The sequence below is a fragment of the Phyllobacterium sp. 628 genome (genome assembly GCF_014189505.1).
In the GTDB taxonomy this organism is placed as follows: Bacteria; Pseudomonadota; Alphaproteobacteria; order Rhizobiales; family Rhizobiaceae; genus Phyllobacterium.
Window position 1 is genome coordinate 3844291 of the sequence record NZ_CP050301.1, and the last position, 15710, is coordinate 3860000.

Annotated in this window: 12 protein-coding genes, 1 tRNA gene, 2 rRNA genes and 1 pseudogene (1 of these 16 running past the window's edge); 7 read left to right on the forward strand and 9 right to left on the reverse strand. The window is 54.6% G+C overall.

The window, feature by feature from the left end; all coding sequences use genetic code 11:
* Positions 1-30: 30 nt before the first annotated feature.
* A complete protein-coding gene (locus HB779_RS20445) occupies positions 31-930 on the forward strand; it encodes a branched-chain amino acid ABC transporter permease (RefSeq protein WP_188344043.1) in 900 nt (299 codons plus the stop codon).
* On the opposite strand, the gene HB779_RS20450 is transcribed toward HB779_RS20445, so the two are convergent.
* Positions 927-1676: an SDR family NAD(P)-dependent oxidoreductase gene (locus tag HB779_RS20450; protein WP_188344044.1), complete on the reverse strand. Its 750-nt coding sequence runs from the start codon at positions 1674-1676 to the stop codon at positions 927-929. The two genes, HB779_RS20445 and HB779_RS20450, sit on opposite strands and share 4 nt — an antisense overlap.
* Positions 1677-1967: 291 nt before the next feature.
* Here HB779_RS20450 and HB779_RS20455 point away from each other — a divergent pair, with 291 nt between their 5' ends.
* Positions 1968-2549, forward strand: a complete 582-nt coding sequence (locus tag HB779_RS20455; protein ID WP_188344045.1) for a TRAP transporter small permease subunit — start codon at positions 1968-1970, stop codon at positions 2547-2549.
* Positions 2542-4305: a TRAP transporter large permease subunit gene (locus tag HB779_RS20460; protein WP_188344046.1), complete on the forward strand. Its 1764-nt coding sequence runs from the start codon at positions 2542-2544 to the stop codon at positions 4303-4305. The genes HB779_RS20455 and HB779_RS20460 overlap by 8 nt, the downstream gene beginning before the upstream one ends.
* Positions 4306-4364: 59 nt before the next feature.
* Here the strand turns inward: HB779_RS20460 and HB779_RS20465 are convergent, their stop codons facing one another.
* The gene (locus HB779_RS20465) at positions 4365-5471 is read right to left on the reverse strand and encodes a TRAP transporter substrate-binding protein (RefSeq protein WP_188344047.1); all 1107 of its coding nucleotides are present in this window, start codon (positions 5469-5471) and stop codon (positions 4365-4367) included.
* Positions 5472-5698: 227 nt separating this feature from the next.
* Here HB779_RS20465 and HB779_RS20470 point away from each other — a divergent pair.
* A pseudogene (locus HB779_RS20470) lies at positions 5699-6470 on the forward strand (gamma-glutamyl-gamma-aminobutyrate hydrolase family protein).
* A gap of 10 nt (positions 6471-6480) precedes the next feature.
* Here HB779_RS20470 and HB779_RS20475 read toward each other — a convergent pair.
* From HB779_RS20475 to HB779_RS20490, 4 genes are all read right to left on the reverse strand, one after another.
* On the reverse strand, positions 6481-6924 hold the full coding sequence (locus tag HB779_RS20475) for a hypothetical protein (protein WP_188344048.1): 444 nt from the start codon (positions 6922-6924) through the stop codon (positions 6481-6483).
* A 74-nt stretch (positions 6925-6998) separates the two neighbouring features.
* Positions 6999-8018: a LacI family DNA-binding transcriptional regulator gene (locus HB779_RS20480; RefSeq protein WP_188344049.1), complete on the reverse strand. Its 1020-nt coding sequence runs from the start codon at positions 8016-8018 to the stop codon at positions 6999-7001.
* A gap of 98 nt (positions 8019-8116) precedes the next feature.
* Entirely contained in the window at positions 8117-9010 is an 894-nt protein-coding gene (locus HB779_RS20485) for a DMT family transporter (protein WP_244642441.1), read from the reverse strand.
* Positions 9011-9098: 88 nt separating this feature from the next.
* A complete protein-coding gene (locus tag HB779_RS20490; protein WP_188344050.1) occupies positions 9099-9590 on the reverse strand; it encodes a MarR family winged helix-turn-helix transcriptional regulator in 492 nt (163 codons plus the stop codon).
* 358 nt (positions 9591-9948) lie between these two features.
* Between HB779_RS20490 and HB779_RS20495 the strand changes: the two genes are divergently transcribed.
* The 3 genes from HB779_RS20495 (at position 9949) to HB779_RS20505 (ending at position 12995) form a co-directional block, all read left to right on the forward strand.
* Positions 9949-10695 carry a creatininase family protein gene (locus HB779_RS20495; RefSeq protein WP_188344051.1) on the forward strand — a complete coding sequence of 249 codons (747 nt, stop codon included), beginning with the start codon at positions 9949-9951 and terminating at the stop codon, positions 10693-10695.
* Positions 10696-10807: 112 nt separating this feature from the next.
* On the forward strand, positions 10808-11920 hold the full coding sequence (locus HB779_RS20500; protein WP_188344052.1) for a GTP-binding protein: 1113 nt from the start codon (positions 10808-10810) through the stop codon (positions 11918-11920).
* Between the two features lie 100 nt (positions 11921-12020).
* Positions 12021-12995, forward strand: a complete 975-nt coding sequence (locus tag HB779_RS20505; protein WP_188344053.1) for a WD40 repeat domain-containing protein — start codon at positions 12021-12023, stop codon at positions 12993-12995.
* Positions 12996-13303: 308 nt separating this feature from the next.
* On the opposite strand, the gene HB779_RS20510 is transcribed toward HB779_RS20505, so the two are convergent.
* The 3 genes from HB779_RS20510 to HB779_RS20520 all read right to left on the reverse strand — a co-directional run.
* Positions 13304-13380: transfer RNA gene (locus HB779_RS20510), tRNA-Met, on the reverse strand.
* Positions 13381-13681: 301 nt separating this feature from the next.
* Positions 13682-13796: ribosomal RNA gene (rrf, locus tag HB779_RS20515) — 5S ribosomal RNA — on the reverse strand.
* A gap of 216 nt (positions 13797-14012) precedes the next feature.
* Positions 14013-15710 (reverse strand): 23S ribosomal RNA (locus HB779_RS20520); it runs 1278 nt beyond the window's last position.

Here is a 15710-nt window from a genome sequence, read left to right on the forward strand (position 1 = left end):
TTAGTATGAAAGTGAAATTGCGAGTGTTCGATGACATATTTTCTGCAATTGCTGATCAACGGCATCCACAACGCGGCGCTCTACGCATTGCTTGCCTATGGCTACGTTCTGATGCACGGGATAACCCACCGGACCGACCTGTCTCTCGGCGCCCTGTTCGCTTTTTCCGGCCAGACGTTTATTCTGGTGACGGCCTTTGGCTGGACAGCACTCTGGATGACATTGCCACTGGCGCTCGGCTTCGGCGTCACGGTGGCAATTCTCTATGTCGGCTTGGGCGGCTATGCCATTGCGCAACTGATCTACAAACCGCTGGAAAACAGCAGCCGCAACACCGTTCTTGTCGCAACGCTGGGGCTGAGCATATTCCTGATGGAGGTGTCGCGCCTTGCCGCCGACACGCGGGATTATTGGCTGCCGCCATTGCTTGCCGCACCGGTTCATCTGCTCGGCCCAGATGTGGATATCAGCCTGACGCAAATACAAGTGGTCAACATTCTCGTCGCAGTCGCCGTCATAGGCGCGGGAGAATTGATCATGAACCGCACTTCGGCTGGGCGCATATGGCGTGCGGTCAGCGATGAGCCATTCGCCACAGCCATGTGCGGCATTGATCCGGGGCGCGTCAGGACAAGAGCCATTCTCGCCGCGTGTGGCGTGAGCGCTCTCGCTGGCTTTCTGGCTGCACTTTATTACGGCAATGTCAGTTTCAGCACCGGCATGATCTTCGGTTTGAAAATCCTGTTCATTACTGCCGCAGGGGGGCTTTCGCGCCCGTTACATGCGGCTTTGGGCGCAGCCATTGTCGGCGTGATTGAATCCCTTTGGGGCGGGTATTTTTCCGTGCTCTGGCGCGATGCGGCGGTTTTCTCCCTGCTGGTGTTTTTCCTGGCAGTCCGCACCAACAATAACGAAGCGGAACGTATTTAGCTGAGCAGACTGTGCCCGCCATCAATAGTCATGACTGTACCGGTCATATAACGGCTGGCATCCGACGCCAATAGCAGCACAGCACCGTCGATATCCTCGGGCTCACCCAGCCTGCGCATCGGATTCTTGCCTTTGAGAAACCCATGAGCCGGGCCGCTCATGATTGACTCGTTGAGCCGCGTCGGAAACCAGCCGGGCGCAATGGCATTCACGCGGATAGAATGCGAGGCCCATTCCAGCGCCAGCGAGCGCGTCATCTGGGTAATCGCTGCTTTTGACATGGCATAGGCTGCCGACCCCTTGATCGGCGCTTCGGCAAGGATACTCGATGAATTGACAATCGATCCGCCGACGCCGGCTTTGATCATTCGCTTGGCTGCTTCCTGCGCGATGAAGAACGCGCCTTCGACATTCACCTCGAAAATATGACGCAGCTGTTCGCGTGTCGTGGTGAGTGCCCGCTCCATGGCGGCGACGCCAGCATTGTTGAAAACCACGGTGACTGTACCCAGTCTCTCCTCGGCTTCGTCAAAGGCGCGCTCAATATCATCAGCGATGGTCACATCGGCGATAATGTTCAGAATATTGGCGTTGTGCAGATTATCCGGCGCCGACGTCCGCGAAATGGAAACCACGTTGGCACCATGGGCAGCGAGAATTTGAACCATTCGCAGCCCAAGACCTGACGATCCGCCGGTTACTGCAATAGTCTTTCCTGCAACAGAAATAGAAGAGGCACCTGTCATTATACTACTTACCAATAAGCATCACGCCGGGTTGTTTCTTCACTGTTAGACTGCCCATGTACCGAAGACAACCATCGGACGGCAATGCCGCGAATTCACTTTCTGCCACAGATAATCAATTGGGTTGATGCGCTGGTATGAGGCTGGTAACAGTGCAAGCTGATACCATTCGGGAGAGACAGCCCCAAAGAGCACACTGCCGCCGCGTTCAAGAGCGGCACGCTCCATAAACAAAGGCTGTCTGGGTGAATATCCGGCAATTGAAATGGCCGGTCTATGGGGAGGAATTGCATGTCAGCTTTGCTTGGCTTGTCGAGAATGATTGACCGTATCAATGAATTCGTTGGACGGAACGTTGCCTGGCTGATTTTTCTGGCCGTTGTTGTGAGTGCCGGCAACGCTATCGTCCGCAAGGTGTTCAACCAATCATCCAATGCGTGGCTGGAACTGCAATGGTTTCTGTTCGGCGGCGCCTTCATGCTTGCCGCCGCCTACACGCTGCAACAGAACGAACATATCCGTATTGATATCGTCTACGGCGCCTTCTCACGCCGGGTGCAGCATTGGATCGACCTGTTCGGGCATCTCTTCTTCCTGATGCCCTTCGTCATTCTTATGTGCTTCTACTTCGTTCCTTATTTCAGCCTTTCGTATCGCAGCGGCGAAGGCTCGCCCAGTGCCGGCGGCCTTGTCCAATGGCCGGGAAAACTCATCCTTCTCGTTGGCTTCCTTCTGCTCGCCATTCAGGGTGTCTCCGAAATCATCAAAAAGATTGCTGTCATGCGCGGCGTTATTCCTGATCCCAATCCACCGCTTTCCCTTGAGGAAATTGCGGAGCAGGAAGTAGCCATGGCGGAGGCGCGCAATGATTGAGTTTATCGCACAGAACATGGCGCCGATCATGTTCGCCTCGCTGATCATTTTCATGCTGGTCGGCTACCCCGTCGCGTTTGCTCTTGCGGCAAACGGATTGCTGTTCTTCTTCGTTGGCGTTGAGCTTGCCCCCTATTCCAACGGGACAATCACTCTTGACTGGCCCTTTCTCTATGCGCTGCCCGAGCGGTTCTGGGGGGTGATGTCGAATGACACTTTGCTCGCCATTCCGTTTTTTACCTTCATGGGCATTATCCTTGAGCGTTCAGGGATGGCCGAAGACCTGCTCGATACAATCGGCCAGCTTTTTGGTCCGATCCGCGGCGGCCTTGCCTATGCGGTAATTTTCGTCGGTGCTCTGCTTGCGGCAACCACCGGGGTTGTCGCCGCTTCCGTTATTTCCATGGGTCTGATTTCACTGCCGATCATGCTGCGCTATGGTTATGACCGGCGCGTGGCGTCAGGCGTGATCGCAGCATCAGGAACGCTGGCGCAGATCATTCCACCATCCCTTGTGCTGATCGTTCTGGCCGATCAGTTGGGCCGTTCGGTTGGCGATATGTATCACGGGGCGCTGATTCCGGGTCTCGTACTCACCGGTCTTTACATGGCCTATGTTCTGACCCTGTCGATCTTCAAACCCAAATCCATGCCGGCATTGCCAATCGAGGCGCGTACATTGGGTTCCGGCGTTACATCGCTGCTCATCGCTCTGGCGATTGCAGCAGCGATCTCCTATGCGGCGATCATTTGGCTAAAACCATCGCTTGGTGATAACGCCGATATCTGGGGAGCAACCATCGGCGTTGTCGTCATCTATGCTTTTGCACTGGCAGACAAATCATTTGGTTTTGGCCTGATGTCCCGCCTTGCACAGCAGGTGGTCATTGTTCTCATCCCGCCGCTGGCCCTGATTTTTCTCGTTCTCGGCACGATCTTCCTCGGCATTGCCACGCCAACGGAAGGCGGCGCCATGGGCGCGGTAGGCGCATTGCTGATGGCGGCATCAAAGGGACGGCTAAGCTTTGACGCGGTCAATCAGGCTCTGGCATCAACAACACGGCTGTCATCCTTCGTATTGTTCATCCTGCTCGGCGCACGCGTCTTCTCGCTCACCTTCTATGGCGTGAACGGTCAGGTATGGGTCGAGCACCTGCTCGTGTCACTGCCAGGCGGGCAGGTCGGATTCCTGATTGTCGTCAACATTCTCGTCTTCTTCCTGGCCTTCTTTCTCGACTTCTTCGAGCTTGCCTTCATCATCGTGCCACTGCTTGCGCCCGTCGCCGACAAGCTCGGGATTGATCTGATCTGGTTCGGCGTTCTGCTCGGCATCAACATGCAGACGAGCTTCATGCATCCGCCATTTGGCTTTGCATTGTTCTATCTGCGGTCCGTTGCAGCAAAAGTGCCTTATATGGACAAGATCACCGGCAAGAAGATCCAGCCGATTACCACAGGCCAGATCTATTGGGGTGCGGTACCATTCGTCGGCATCCAGTTGCTGATGGTAGCGCTGACGATCATATTCCCGCAAATGGTCATGCATTACAAAGGTCCGGTCAATACCAATGCACCTGTGAACATCCAGATCCCGAACAGTGATCTGGGCGGCGGTCTTGGAGGTGGATTGGGTGGAGGCCTTGGGGGTGGATTAGGCACCGATCTCAGTGCACCACCTTTTGGCAGTCCCGCTCCCGCCCCGGCCACACCTGCACAACCGGCAGCACCTGATTTGAGCCAGCCGCCGAAAATGTAGGCGACAGACAAACAAAAAGCCCGGCATTGCTGCCGGGCTTTTTGTTTGCGTTGAAAAGTTCAGAGCTTGCCGTTGCGCTGCTGGACCATCATGAATGTATCGAATGTATATTCGGCCACCTGCGCATAAAGGAAGTGCTCGTTGCGGAAGGCTTTGATCGAATCCCAGATCTTCTTGAACGGTGCGTTGGTCGCCTCGATTTCAGCATAAACTGTATTTGACGCTTCAAAACATGCATTCAAAATTTCCGGGCTGAACGGACGCAACTGCGCACCACCGGCAACCAGACGCTTGATGGCTGGCGGATTCACGAAGTCATACTTCTGCAGCATGTTTGCATCGGTCGCCTGCGCCGCAGTGCGGAACAGTGACTGATAGCTTGGCGGCAGCGAATCCCATTTCTGCTTGTTGACCATGAAGCTGACCGTCGGGCCGCCTTCCCACCAACCGGGATAGTAATAAAACGGCGCCACTTTCTGGAAACCGAGCTTTTCGTCATCATAGGGTCCGACCCATTCGGCCGCATCGATCGTGCCTTTTTCAAGCGACGGATAGATATCGCCACCGGCAATCTGCTGCGGCACAACGCCAAGCTTTTCCATAACCTTGCCGGCAAAACCGCCGATGCGCATTTTGAGACCCTTGAGGTCTTCGACAGTCTTGATTTCCTTGCGGAACCAGCCACCCATCTGCACGCCGGTATTGCCGCCCGGATAGACCTGCAAGCCCTGCTTGTTGAAAAACTCGTTCATCAGGTCAATGCCGCCGCCGTGGTACTGCCAGGCATTCATGCCGCGTGCATTGAGGGCAAATGGAACAGCCGCGCCAAGTGCCCACGTGGGGTCTTTGCCCCAATAATAATATGCAACCGTATGGCAGAGTTCGACCGTACCAGCCGCTGCCGCATCGGCAGCCTGAAGACCCGGAACAACTTCACCCGCCGCAAAAGGCTGAATGACGAAATTGCCGTCCGTGGCTTCTTTCAGATATTTCGACAGAACTTCAGCGCCGCCATAGATCGTATCAAGTGACTTTGGAAATGACGATGCGCAGCGCCATGTGATCTTTGGCATTGATTGCGCAATTGCCGGTGCTGCCAGCGTTGTTGCTGCTGCAACACCCGCACTCGCATATCCGGCATTCTTAATAAATGAACGACGATCCATATTCCCTCCTCCAGAATTTCAGTACAGACCCCAGACAATTTTGCTGCTGTTCTCCCGGTCCAGAACCCACCATACACACTCATCTTTTCAAGTCCAGCCGCTGAAACAGTCCAAAGCATCACTGAAAAACATCTTTTGTGATCGGATGCCTTCAATGGTCTGCAGCCATTGGAAACACCGGGAAATTGCACTACATTCATATCAATATTATTATATGGAGCATTCCCATGCGGCAGCCTCTCGTCGCCATCACATCCGACGTTCGCGCCTTTGAAAATTATACCTGGCACGCAGCACCAGATCAGTATCTGACAGCTGCTTATGAAGCGGCCGGTGTCATCCCGCTGATCGTTCCGTCTTTTGGCGAGGGTTTGGATATTGATGCCATTCTCGACGGCGTTGATGGTGTTCTGATTACCGGTTCCAAATCCAACGTACACCCTTCGTTGTACGGTGTTGCACCCACCGAGGCGCATGAGCCTTACGATCCTGCGCGCGATGCCACCTCACTGCCCCTGATCCGGCGGGCAATCGAGCGCGGCGTCCCCCCTGCTTGCCATCTGCCGTGGCATTCAGGAATTGAATGTCGCCTTGGGTGGAACTTTGGCAACCGAAATCCAGCAGCTCGATGGCCGCATGGATCACCGCGCACCACAATCCGACCAGCAGGCGGAACGCTTTGCCATCCGCCATCCCGTGCATATCAAGCCTGGTTCCTGTCTGGCTGACGTCATGAAGTCAGACACCGTACAGGTCAATTCCGTGCACAGGCAGGCCGTCGACCGGCCAGCGGCGCAGCTCGACATTGAAGCTGTGGCCGACGACGGCACCATTGAAGCCGTATCGGTTAAAAACGCGCGGGGTTTTGCCGTCGGCGTTCAATGGCATCCGGAATATTGGGTTAAGAGCGACAGCCCGTCGCGCAAGATTTTCGCTGCATTTGGCGATGCGGCCCGCGCTCACAAGGCCAGCCGCGAAAGGCTTCAGGCCGCCGAATAGTTCCAAGTCGTTAAAGGGGGTTTACACCGCGTGCAGACAGCGACAACAGCACCGAGCGCGGCTCGATGCTGACATAGGCCAATCCATCACCCGGACTAAACTCAACGATCGTGTGACCGGCGTGGTCGGCAAAGGCAATCGTCCCGTCCTGATTGTTATGCCACTCGGTTGCATTGGCAAGCGGCGGATAAAGCGTGGCACAATCGCTGGTCATACGCAGCGCGTCATGTCCGGGCAGTCCGTTTTCCTGCGGGAAAGCCTTGCATTTGGTGCTGCTACCGGCACTGCTGATCAGAAATGTTGGCGTATCGAGGTCGGTCAAACCAACCGAAGCTGTCGTGGTTGAATCGATGGCCGCTGGCGGAGCGCTGGTGAAGGAATCCGGCTTCGCGAACATTACAGCGATAGCGACAAAGGCAACGAAACCAATTCCGGTGGCAATACTCAACTTCACAACGATCTCCCGGGGTTACGGCCCGGCCAGAACTTATGCAAACAGCCTTAAGCAAACTTTAAGTAGCGGAGGGTTTATCGCTCTTTTGGCTTTGAAGTGGACTGCCTGATGCGAAGTTCAGGTTTGATCAATTCCTGCCGGGCGTGGGTATCGGCCCCATTGAGCTGATCAAGGAGAGCCCGCGCTGCACGCTGGCCAACTTCGCGCTGACCATTCCAGACAGTTGTCAGAGCCGGTGTCGCAATTGCCGCTTCTTCGAGATCATCATAACCGGTAACGGAAATATCGATGCCGGGAACCATACCGGCGCGGGCAATACCGTTCATCATACCAATGGCCGCCAGATCATTCCAGCATACAGCCGCAGTCGGGTGGTCCTTCAGTGCCAGAAACTGCGGCGCCGCATCAAAACCCGCCTGCTTGGTGCGCGGCCCGGGAATGCGCCATTCCGGTTTGACTTCAAGACCAGCTTTTTGCATGGCCAGCAGATAGCCTTCATAGCGGTCGCGGCCAGTCGAGGTCTGGTCCGTGCCGCCAACCATGGCGATACGCGTGTGCCCAAGCGAAATCAGATGATTCGTCGCCAAGCTGATTCCATAGGAATCATCCCCGCGGAAAACCGGCACATTGGCGTCCTTGACCGTACGGGCGATCAAAACCACTGGCAGGCCGTTGTCTTCCGCCATCCGGATGTCTTCGGCCGGTGTGCCGATGGCCGGAGACATGATGACGCCATCACCGCCAAGCTGCAGCACGGTTTCGATGAACGTGCGCTGCTTCTCAAGCTGATCGTAATGGTTGGAGAGGATGAAAGTCTGACCGGAACGGTCGAGTTCGCCCTCAATCGCCCGCAAAATCTCCGCAAAGAACGGATTCATGATGTCATGAACGACGACACCAACAATGCCTGAACGCGATGTGCGCAAACTGGCTGCTCGGCGATTATAGATATAGCCAATGGCGCGGGCATGTTCCTTGATCTTGTCGCGGGTCTGGTCCGCCACAAGTGGGCTATCGCGCAATGCAAGCGATACGGTTGCGGTAGACACTTTCAGCGCGTCAGCGATTGTCGATAACTTGATCTTTTGCGCCAAAAACCGCCTCCCCGCCGTCTCGTCAAACAAACTACGTTTTCGTTATCAGGGGTTATGCCATTGCAACCCGATAAATCAAAGTCCTTTCGTGGCACACATCAAGAGCGTGTCCGCAGGCGATGTTCGCGATGAACCACGTAAAGGCCACTGCCAATAACGATAACAGCACCCAAAAGCGTGTAGACATCGGGAAACTGCCCGAAGAAGAAGTAGCCAAACGCCAGCATCCAGACGATTTGCAGAAAGGGATAGGGTGCAAGAGCCGCAGTGGATGCACGCCGGTACGCCAGAATAATGAGGTAATGCCCCACCCCGCCGAAGAACCCAAGCATAAGCAAAAGTACAATCTGGAGTGGCGTTTGCGGAATGACTGCCTGGGTAATCGCGGGCGAAATCAAAATCGCCGGAGCCAGTGCCGAAAAGAAGATCAGGCTTTGCGGTGATTCGGTAGCAGCCATATGCCGGGTCAAAAGCACATAGAGCGAATAGCTCACCATCGACGCTACAGAATAGGGCAGGCCCGGATTGAACGCACCGAAACCCGGCCGTGCAATGATCAGCACCCCGATAAAGGCGACGATGATAGCCGCCCACCGGCGCCAGCCAGCCCATTCACCCAGCAAGGGGCCTGCCAGAGCCGCAATGACCATCGGCGCAGCAAATGTGATGGTAATGGTTTCGCCCAGTTGCATGGTCTGCAGGGCATAGAAATTGAAATAGGTTGATCCAAACAGGCAGAGTCCGCGCAACAACTGCAACTTCAGGCTTTTCACCCTGAAGAGACCTGGATTAGCCCAGCCACGAAAGAAGATCAGAACCAGCAATGCATGCTCGACAAAGCGCATCCACGAGACAAAAGCTGGCGGGATGCCCTGAAGGACCAGATATTTGGCGCTTGAATCCAGACAGGAAAACAGGATACCCGCCGCAAAAAGATAGAGAATTGCGGCGGCTGGGACGGCTTCCTGGGAGGAAGGAACGGGTGCAGACAACAAGCTAACCAATCAAGCAGGCAGGATTTGCTTTATGTTAGCAAGTTCACATGATTTGTAACGGCAAATTGCGCCTTGAAGCCGCAAATTATTCGTCGTCACCGTCATCATCGTCATGGTCGTCGTCAGATCCGGTCTGACGCAAAAGTTCCGCAGCCGACAAATTGATTTCAAGACGCTGAAGCATCTTGATCAAAGCCTTGCGCTCTTTTTTGTCAAAACCCTTCATCGCATCCTTTTCAGTCTTGCGGATGGATTTTTCGATGGCCTTCATCGCCTCATTGCCTGTATCCGTCAGAAAGATATGAGCCTGACGCTGATCCGTCGCCGAGCCTTCCTTTTTGACGAAACCCTGCGTCTGCAGGCGCGAAATGGTTTTGGTAATTGTCGGCGGGCGCACGCCGAGGCGTTTTGCCAAAACGCTGGGAGACAGCCCGTCTTCATGGGCGAGCTGCAGCATGACGGCATCCTGTCCGGCATAGAAACCATGCGCGAGAAGCCGGGTCGCCAATGCCGTTCGCGTCAAGCGCGCGGTCGATTGCAGACGATGGAGAATGAGGGGCTTGCGTTCCTTGACCATTCAAATTCCTGCTCGCTTTGAACCAATTGTCCGGTTGATGATAAGGCGGCTAGCTCTTTTTGGTAAATGGCAATTATCAGGCGAAGGATATCGACACGACACAGGCATCATAATGTTTGAAATCAGCCTTTGGCGCCCCAACTTGCAGCTTCGCACCATCAAGCACATTCCCCCGATGAACCCGCGTTACAATTCTTATATGACAAACTGATGAAATTTGCCGACGAATTGCTGCAGAGGGTTAAATAAGCGCAGAAAATCGCGGCAATCGCACATATCTTCGTTGCCATCAGTTGGTTATGCTAAGTCGCCATCAGTTGGTTGTGCCGACGTGACCGACCAAAACCACGAGTGACCCATGCCGACCGATTCCGCCAGAACAATTGCTGTCCTTCCGCTCGGTGCACATGAACAGCATGGACCGCATCTGCCCTTTGAAACCGACGCCTTGATTGCGCAGGGGATCGTTGATCGCCTGAAAACGGCTGTTCCCTCGTCACTTTCCATCAATTTCCTGCCCGTTGAGCCCGTTGGTTACTCGATCGAGCACATGGATATCGAGGGAACAAGGAGCCTGGCTTTTGACGACGCAGTTCGTCGCTGGATCGGAATAGGAGAGAACCTTGCAAAGCACGGACAATCCAAACTTCTGATTCTGAATGCCCATGGCGGCAATTCCCCCCTGATGACAATCGTCGCCACAGAGCTGCGGGTTCGTTTCCATATGCTTGCCGTGGCTACCAGTTGGACACGATTTGGTTTGCCGGATGGCCTGATCTCACCACAGGACAAAGCATTGGATATCCATGGCGGCTTTATCGAGACATCAGTGATGCTGGCGCTTTACCCGGAGCGCGTTGATATGGCCAAAGCGCAGAACTTTGATTCCAGTCAGCGCATTTATGCCGAGACATTCAAGCACCTGCGCGCCTATGGTCCGCATGCTTTTGGCTGGAAAATGTTGGACTTGAACAGACTTGGCGTTGCGGGAAACGCTGCACGGGCTACGGCTGATGCGGGTGAAAAGATCATCGCGCATAGTATTAAGGGCATTGTCGAGCTGCTTGAAGATATCGACCGTTTCGATAGCTCTGTTCTCACCTGATCACCGGCTCAATGCCATTGAACATACCATTCACGCAATTGAACGCTGCGGGTGTGGCAAAACCTGCCGGGATCACCTATATCCTGTGTTCATCCATTCAAAGAGGCACACGATGAGTGAAGCTCAAACGACCATCAATGCTGCGCCGGATACGGCACGCGCCCCGCACATCCCCGTCACCGTTCTGACCGGTTATCTCGGATCCGGCAAAACCACGCTGCTGAACCGCATCCTGAGCGAGAACCACGGCAAACGCTATGCGGTGATCGTCAATGAATTCGGCGAAATCGGTATCGACAATGATCTGATTGTCGAGTCGGATGAAGAAATCTACGAAATGAACAATGGCTGTATCTGCTGCACAGTGCGCGGCGATCTGATCCGTGTTGTCGAAGGCCTGATGCGCCGCCCCGGCCGCTTTGATGCGATCATCGTCGAGACCACGGGTCTTGCCGACCCGGTTCCCGTCGCCCAGACATTTTTCATGGACGACGATGTCCGCTCCAAGACCATGCTTGATGCAGTCGTTACGCTGGTTGATGCCAAGCATTTGCCGTTGCGTCTGAAAGACAGCCGCGAGGCTGAAGATCAGATCGCCTTTGCCGATGTGGTTCTGCTCAACAAGACAGATCTTGTTTCGCCAGAAGAACTGGCTGCCGTCGAGGCCACAGTGCGCACTATCAACCCGCACGCGGTCGTTCACCGCACCGAACGGGCCGGCATTGATCTGTCCCGCGTTCTTGATCGTGGTGCCTTCGATCTGAAACGCGCGCTGGAAAGCGATCCGCATTTCCTCGATCACGATCATCCGGATCATGCCTGTGGTCCCGATTGTGATCATCATGACCATGATCACGACCATCATCATCACGATCATGACCACGCGCATCATGATCACCATCATCATGATCATGCGTCGCCCATTCATGACACGACAGTAATCTCTGTATCGCTTCGAACAGGCGAACTTAACGCCGAAAAATTCTTTGCTTGGGTGCAGAAAATTACCCAGGATCAGGGACCGAACATTCTTCGGCTCAAAGGCATCATGGCCTTTAAAAATGACCCTGAGCGCTATGTCATCCAAGGCGTTCACATGATCATCGAAGGAGATCATCAGCGGGCGTGGAAAGACGGCGAAAAGCATGAAAGCCGTCTTGTGTTTATTGGCCGCGAACTTGACCACGATGCGCTGAAATCCGGCCTTGAAAGCTGCCTTGCCTGAGCTTGCTCCAAAGGGCCAAGCCGCGTATGCATGTCCGGCCTGTTGAAAGGCCGGACCGGACTTTATCCTGTTTTAATTCCATTGATGAGTTTACGACCTGATGCCGACCATTGCTCCCTTTGACCTCGCCGGCCATTGCATCGATGCGCGATTTATACAGGAAGTTCCGTTCTTTGCTTTGGCGGATGGCACGGTTCATCGTTTAGACAATGGTCATAAGACCGTGCAGGCCCATGACGGGCTTTTGTGTGCTGTACCATCAGCCGATGGTAAGTCATTACTTACATCTGGTGAAGATGGCCGTGTTTGTTCCATCGGTTTGAATGGCGAAGTCACAGAGCTCAGCTCTATTCCGCGCAAGTGGTTGACCGCTTTGGCTGCAGCGCCCAACGGTGCTGTGGCTTTCGCTTCCGGCAAGACAGCTTGGGTGCGCGCGCCAGACGGTTCGATGAGTGAATTTGTGCATGAGCGCAGTGTCGAAGGGCTTGCCTTTGCGCCCAAGGGAATGCGGCTGGCCGTTGCGCGCTATAATGGCGTGACGTTGCACTGGCCCGCCACAAACGCGACACCGACCGAACTCGAATGGAAGGGCGCGCATGTATCGGTGATTTTTTCGCCGGACAATCGTTTCCTTGTCACGTCGATGCAGGAAAACGCCTTGCATGGCTGGCGCTTGGAAGACAACCGCCACATGCGCATGACGGGCTATCCCAATAAGGTAAAGAGCTGGTCATGGAGCCCTAAAGGAAAATGGCTGGCAACATCCGGTGCCCCAGCTTCAGTGATCTGGCCGTTCGCCGGCAAGGATGGCCCGATGGGCAAAGCCCCGCTGGAACTTGGTACGCGCGGCGATAGTCTGGTGACTGCTGTCGCCTGCCATCCGGTTGAGGATATCGTGGCGATCGGTTATTCCGACGGCATGATCCTTGTTGGCCGTTTTGGCGATCAGAAGGAAGTGCTGCTCCGTCGCCCCGGCAAAGGCGCTATTTCATCCATGGATTGGGACAAGACCGGACATCGTCTGGTTTTCGGCAGTGAAACGGGCGATTGCGGCGTGGTGGATATTACGGCCTAAGTTTTAATGTCATTGATTTCAAAGACCCTGTAAATCGCGCTTATTTTCCACATCGAATTACTCAGCTCTTCCAACGACAAAAACCCCGCGAGGCTGGGTTTGGTGTTTTTAGTTCAGGGTTTCATGAGGCGTTTGGGAAGCTGGTTGATTGTCCGGGAGTTTGGTTGGTTGCGGGGACAGGATTTGCCCGTTCGGGTCTTAAAACAGTCCACTGGACTGTTTTCCCGGGCTTTGCCCGGACGACCGCTCACCCTTCAGGTTCTGAGCCTGACGATGACGTTCCTAGTTTTTAGTTTGTTTGGGAAGATTGGTTGCGGGGACAGGATTTGAACCTGTGACCTTCAGGTTATGAGCCTGACGAGCTACCGGGCTGCTCCACCCCGCGCCACCATATCCGGCCTGTGCCGGTTTGCAGCCCGGATATTTCCGTTTGTCCGTCCTCGAAGCTGAAGGGCTTCTGCGGTCGGACGGGGATGCTGCTCCACCCCGCGCCACCAAGCGGCGATTGCCGCTTTTTCTGTCTTTCGACAGGAAGTTTTTGCCTTGCGGCGCTGTGCTTTTGGTTTTCCGGTTTTGTAAGGCTTATCTTACTTTAGCTGGTCTGCAAAAGCAAAAGGCCGCTTTGGGGGCGGCCTGATTGGGTTGTATGGAATTGGTTATGTGTGATTTCATGTTGCGCTTTGCAGACCTGGCAGCGACCTACTCTCCCGCGTCTTGAGACGAAGTACCATTGGCGCTGGAACGTTTCACGGCCGAGTTCGGAATGGGATCGGGTGCAGCCGCTCCGCTGTAACCACCAGGTCAGCAAAGAGCAACGATGAAAGAGAAGCTGGTTTTGTTGTCGTTTCGATATGGACAATTATCGCGGCGTTGTGTGTTTCCCCTGAGATTTCAGGAGAAGCACCCCTCAGACCGCTAGGTCGTCCGAAGGCCCTCGCGGAGCATAGGGTCGAAGACCCGCTCATGCGTGAGCGCCTTTAATTATCTGACTTTGTCAGATGGATATAAGTAATGAGAATGATCAAGCCAATCGAGCTATTAGTACCGGTAAGCTTCATGCGTTGCCGCACTTCCACACCCGGCCTATCAACGTGGTGGTCTTCCACGGCTCTGATAGGGAATACTCGTTTTCAGGTGGGTTTCCCGCTTAGATGCCTTCAGCGGTTATCCCGTCCGTATATAGCTACCCTGCTATGCGGCTGGCGCCACAACAGGTCCACCAGAGATACGTCCATCCCGGTCCTCTCGTACTAGGGACAGATCCTGTCAATATTCCTACACCCACGGCAGATAGGGACCGAACTGTCTCACGACGTTCTGAACCCAACTCACGTACCGCTTTAAATGGCGAACAGCCATACCCTTGGGACCTGCTCCAGCCCCAGGATGCGATGAGTCGACATCGAGGTGCCAAACAACCCCGTCGATATGGACTCTTGGGGGTCATCAGCCTGTTATCCCCGGCGTACCTTTTATCCGTTGAGCGATGGCCCTTCCACGCGGGACCACCGGATCACTATGACCGACTTTCGTCTCTGCTCGACTTGTCAGTCTCGCAGTCAGGCGGGCTTATGCCATTGCACTCGACGACCGATTTCCGACCGGTCTGAGCCCACCATCGCGCGCCTCCGTTACTCTTTAGGAGGCGACCGCCCCAGTCAAACTACCCACCATACACTGTCCCGGATCCGGATAACGGACCGCGGTTAGACATCCATATAGGTAAGGGTGGTATTTCAAGGATGACTCCACCATGGCTGGCGCCACGGCTTCAAAGTCTACCACCTATCCTACACATGCCGACACGAATGCCAGTGTAAAGCTATAGTAAAGGTGCACGGGGTCTTTCCGTCTAACCGCAGGAACCCCGCATCTTCACGGGGAATTCAATTTCACTGAGTCTGCGTTGGAGACAGCGGGGAAGTCGTTACGCCATTCGTGCAGGTCGGAACTTACCCGACAAGGAATTTCGCTACCTTAGGACCGTTATAGTTACGGCCGCCGTTTACTGGGGCTTCGATTCAAAGCTTGCACCTCTCCTCTTAACCTTCCAGCACCGGGCAGGCGTCAGACCCTATACGTCGTCTTGCGACTTCGCAGAGCCCTGTGTTTTTGGTAAACAGTCGCTACCCCCTGGTCTGTGCCACCCTCACATACTTGCGTACATAAGGGTCACGCTTCTTCCGAAGTTACGCGTGCAATTTGCCGAGTTCCTTCAACGCAGTTCTCTCAAGCGCCTTGGTATTCTCTACCAGTCCACCAGTGTCGGTTTAGGGTACGGTCTATACGCGGGAGCTATTTCCTGGAACCGCTTCGAAGCCCTTCCAATCCAATAAGGAAGAACAACATACGCGATCCGTCACTACCCGCAGGCCCACGAATATTAACGTGGTTCCCATCGACTACGCCTTTCGGCCTCGCCTTAGGGGCCGGCTAACCCTGCTCAGATTAACTTTAAGCAGGAACCCTTGGACTTTCGGCGAGGGAGTCTCTCACTCCCTTTATCGTTACTCATGTCAGCATTCTCACTTCTGATACCTCCAAGAGCCCTCACGGGTCTCTCTTCAACGGCTTACAGAACGCTCCGCTACCACTCCCGGGAACCCGAAGGTTTCCAAGAATCCACAGCTTCGGTGTATGGCTTTAGCCCCGGTACATTTTCGGCGCAAAGACCCTTATTTAGACCAGTGAGCTGTTACGCTTTCTTTAAATGAT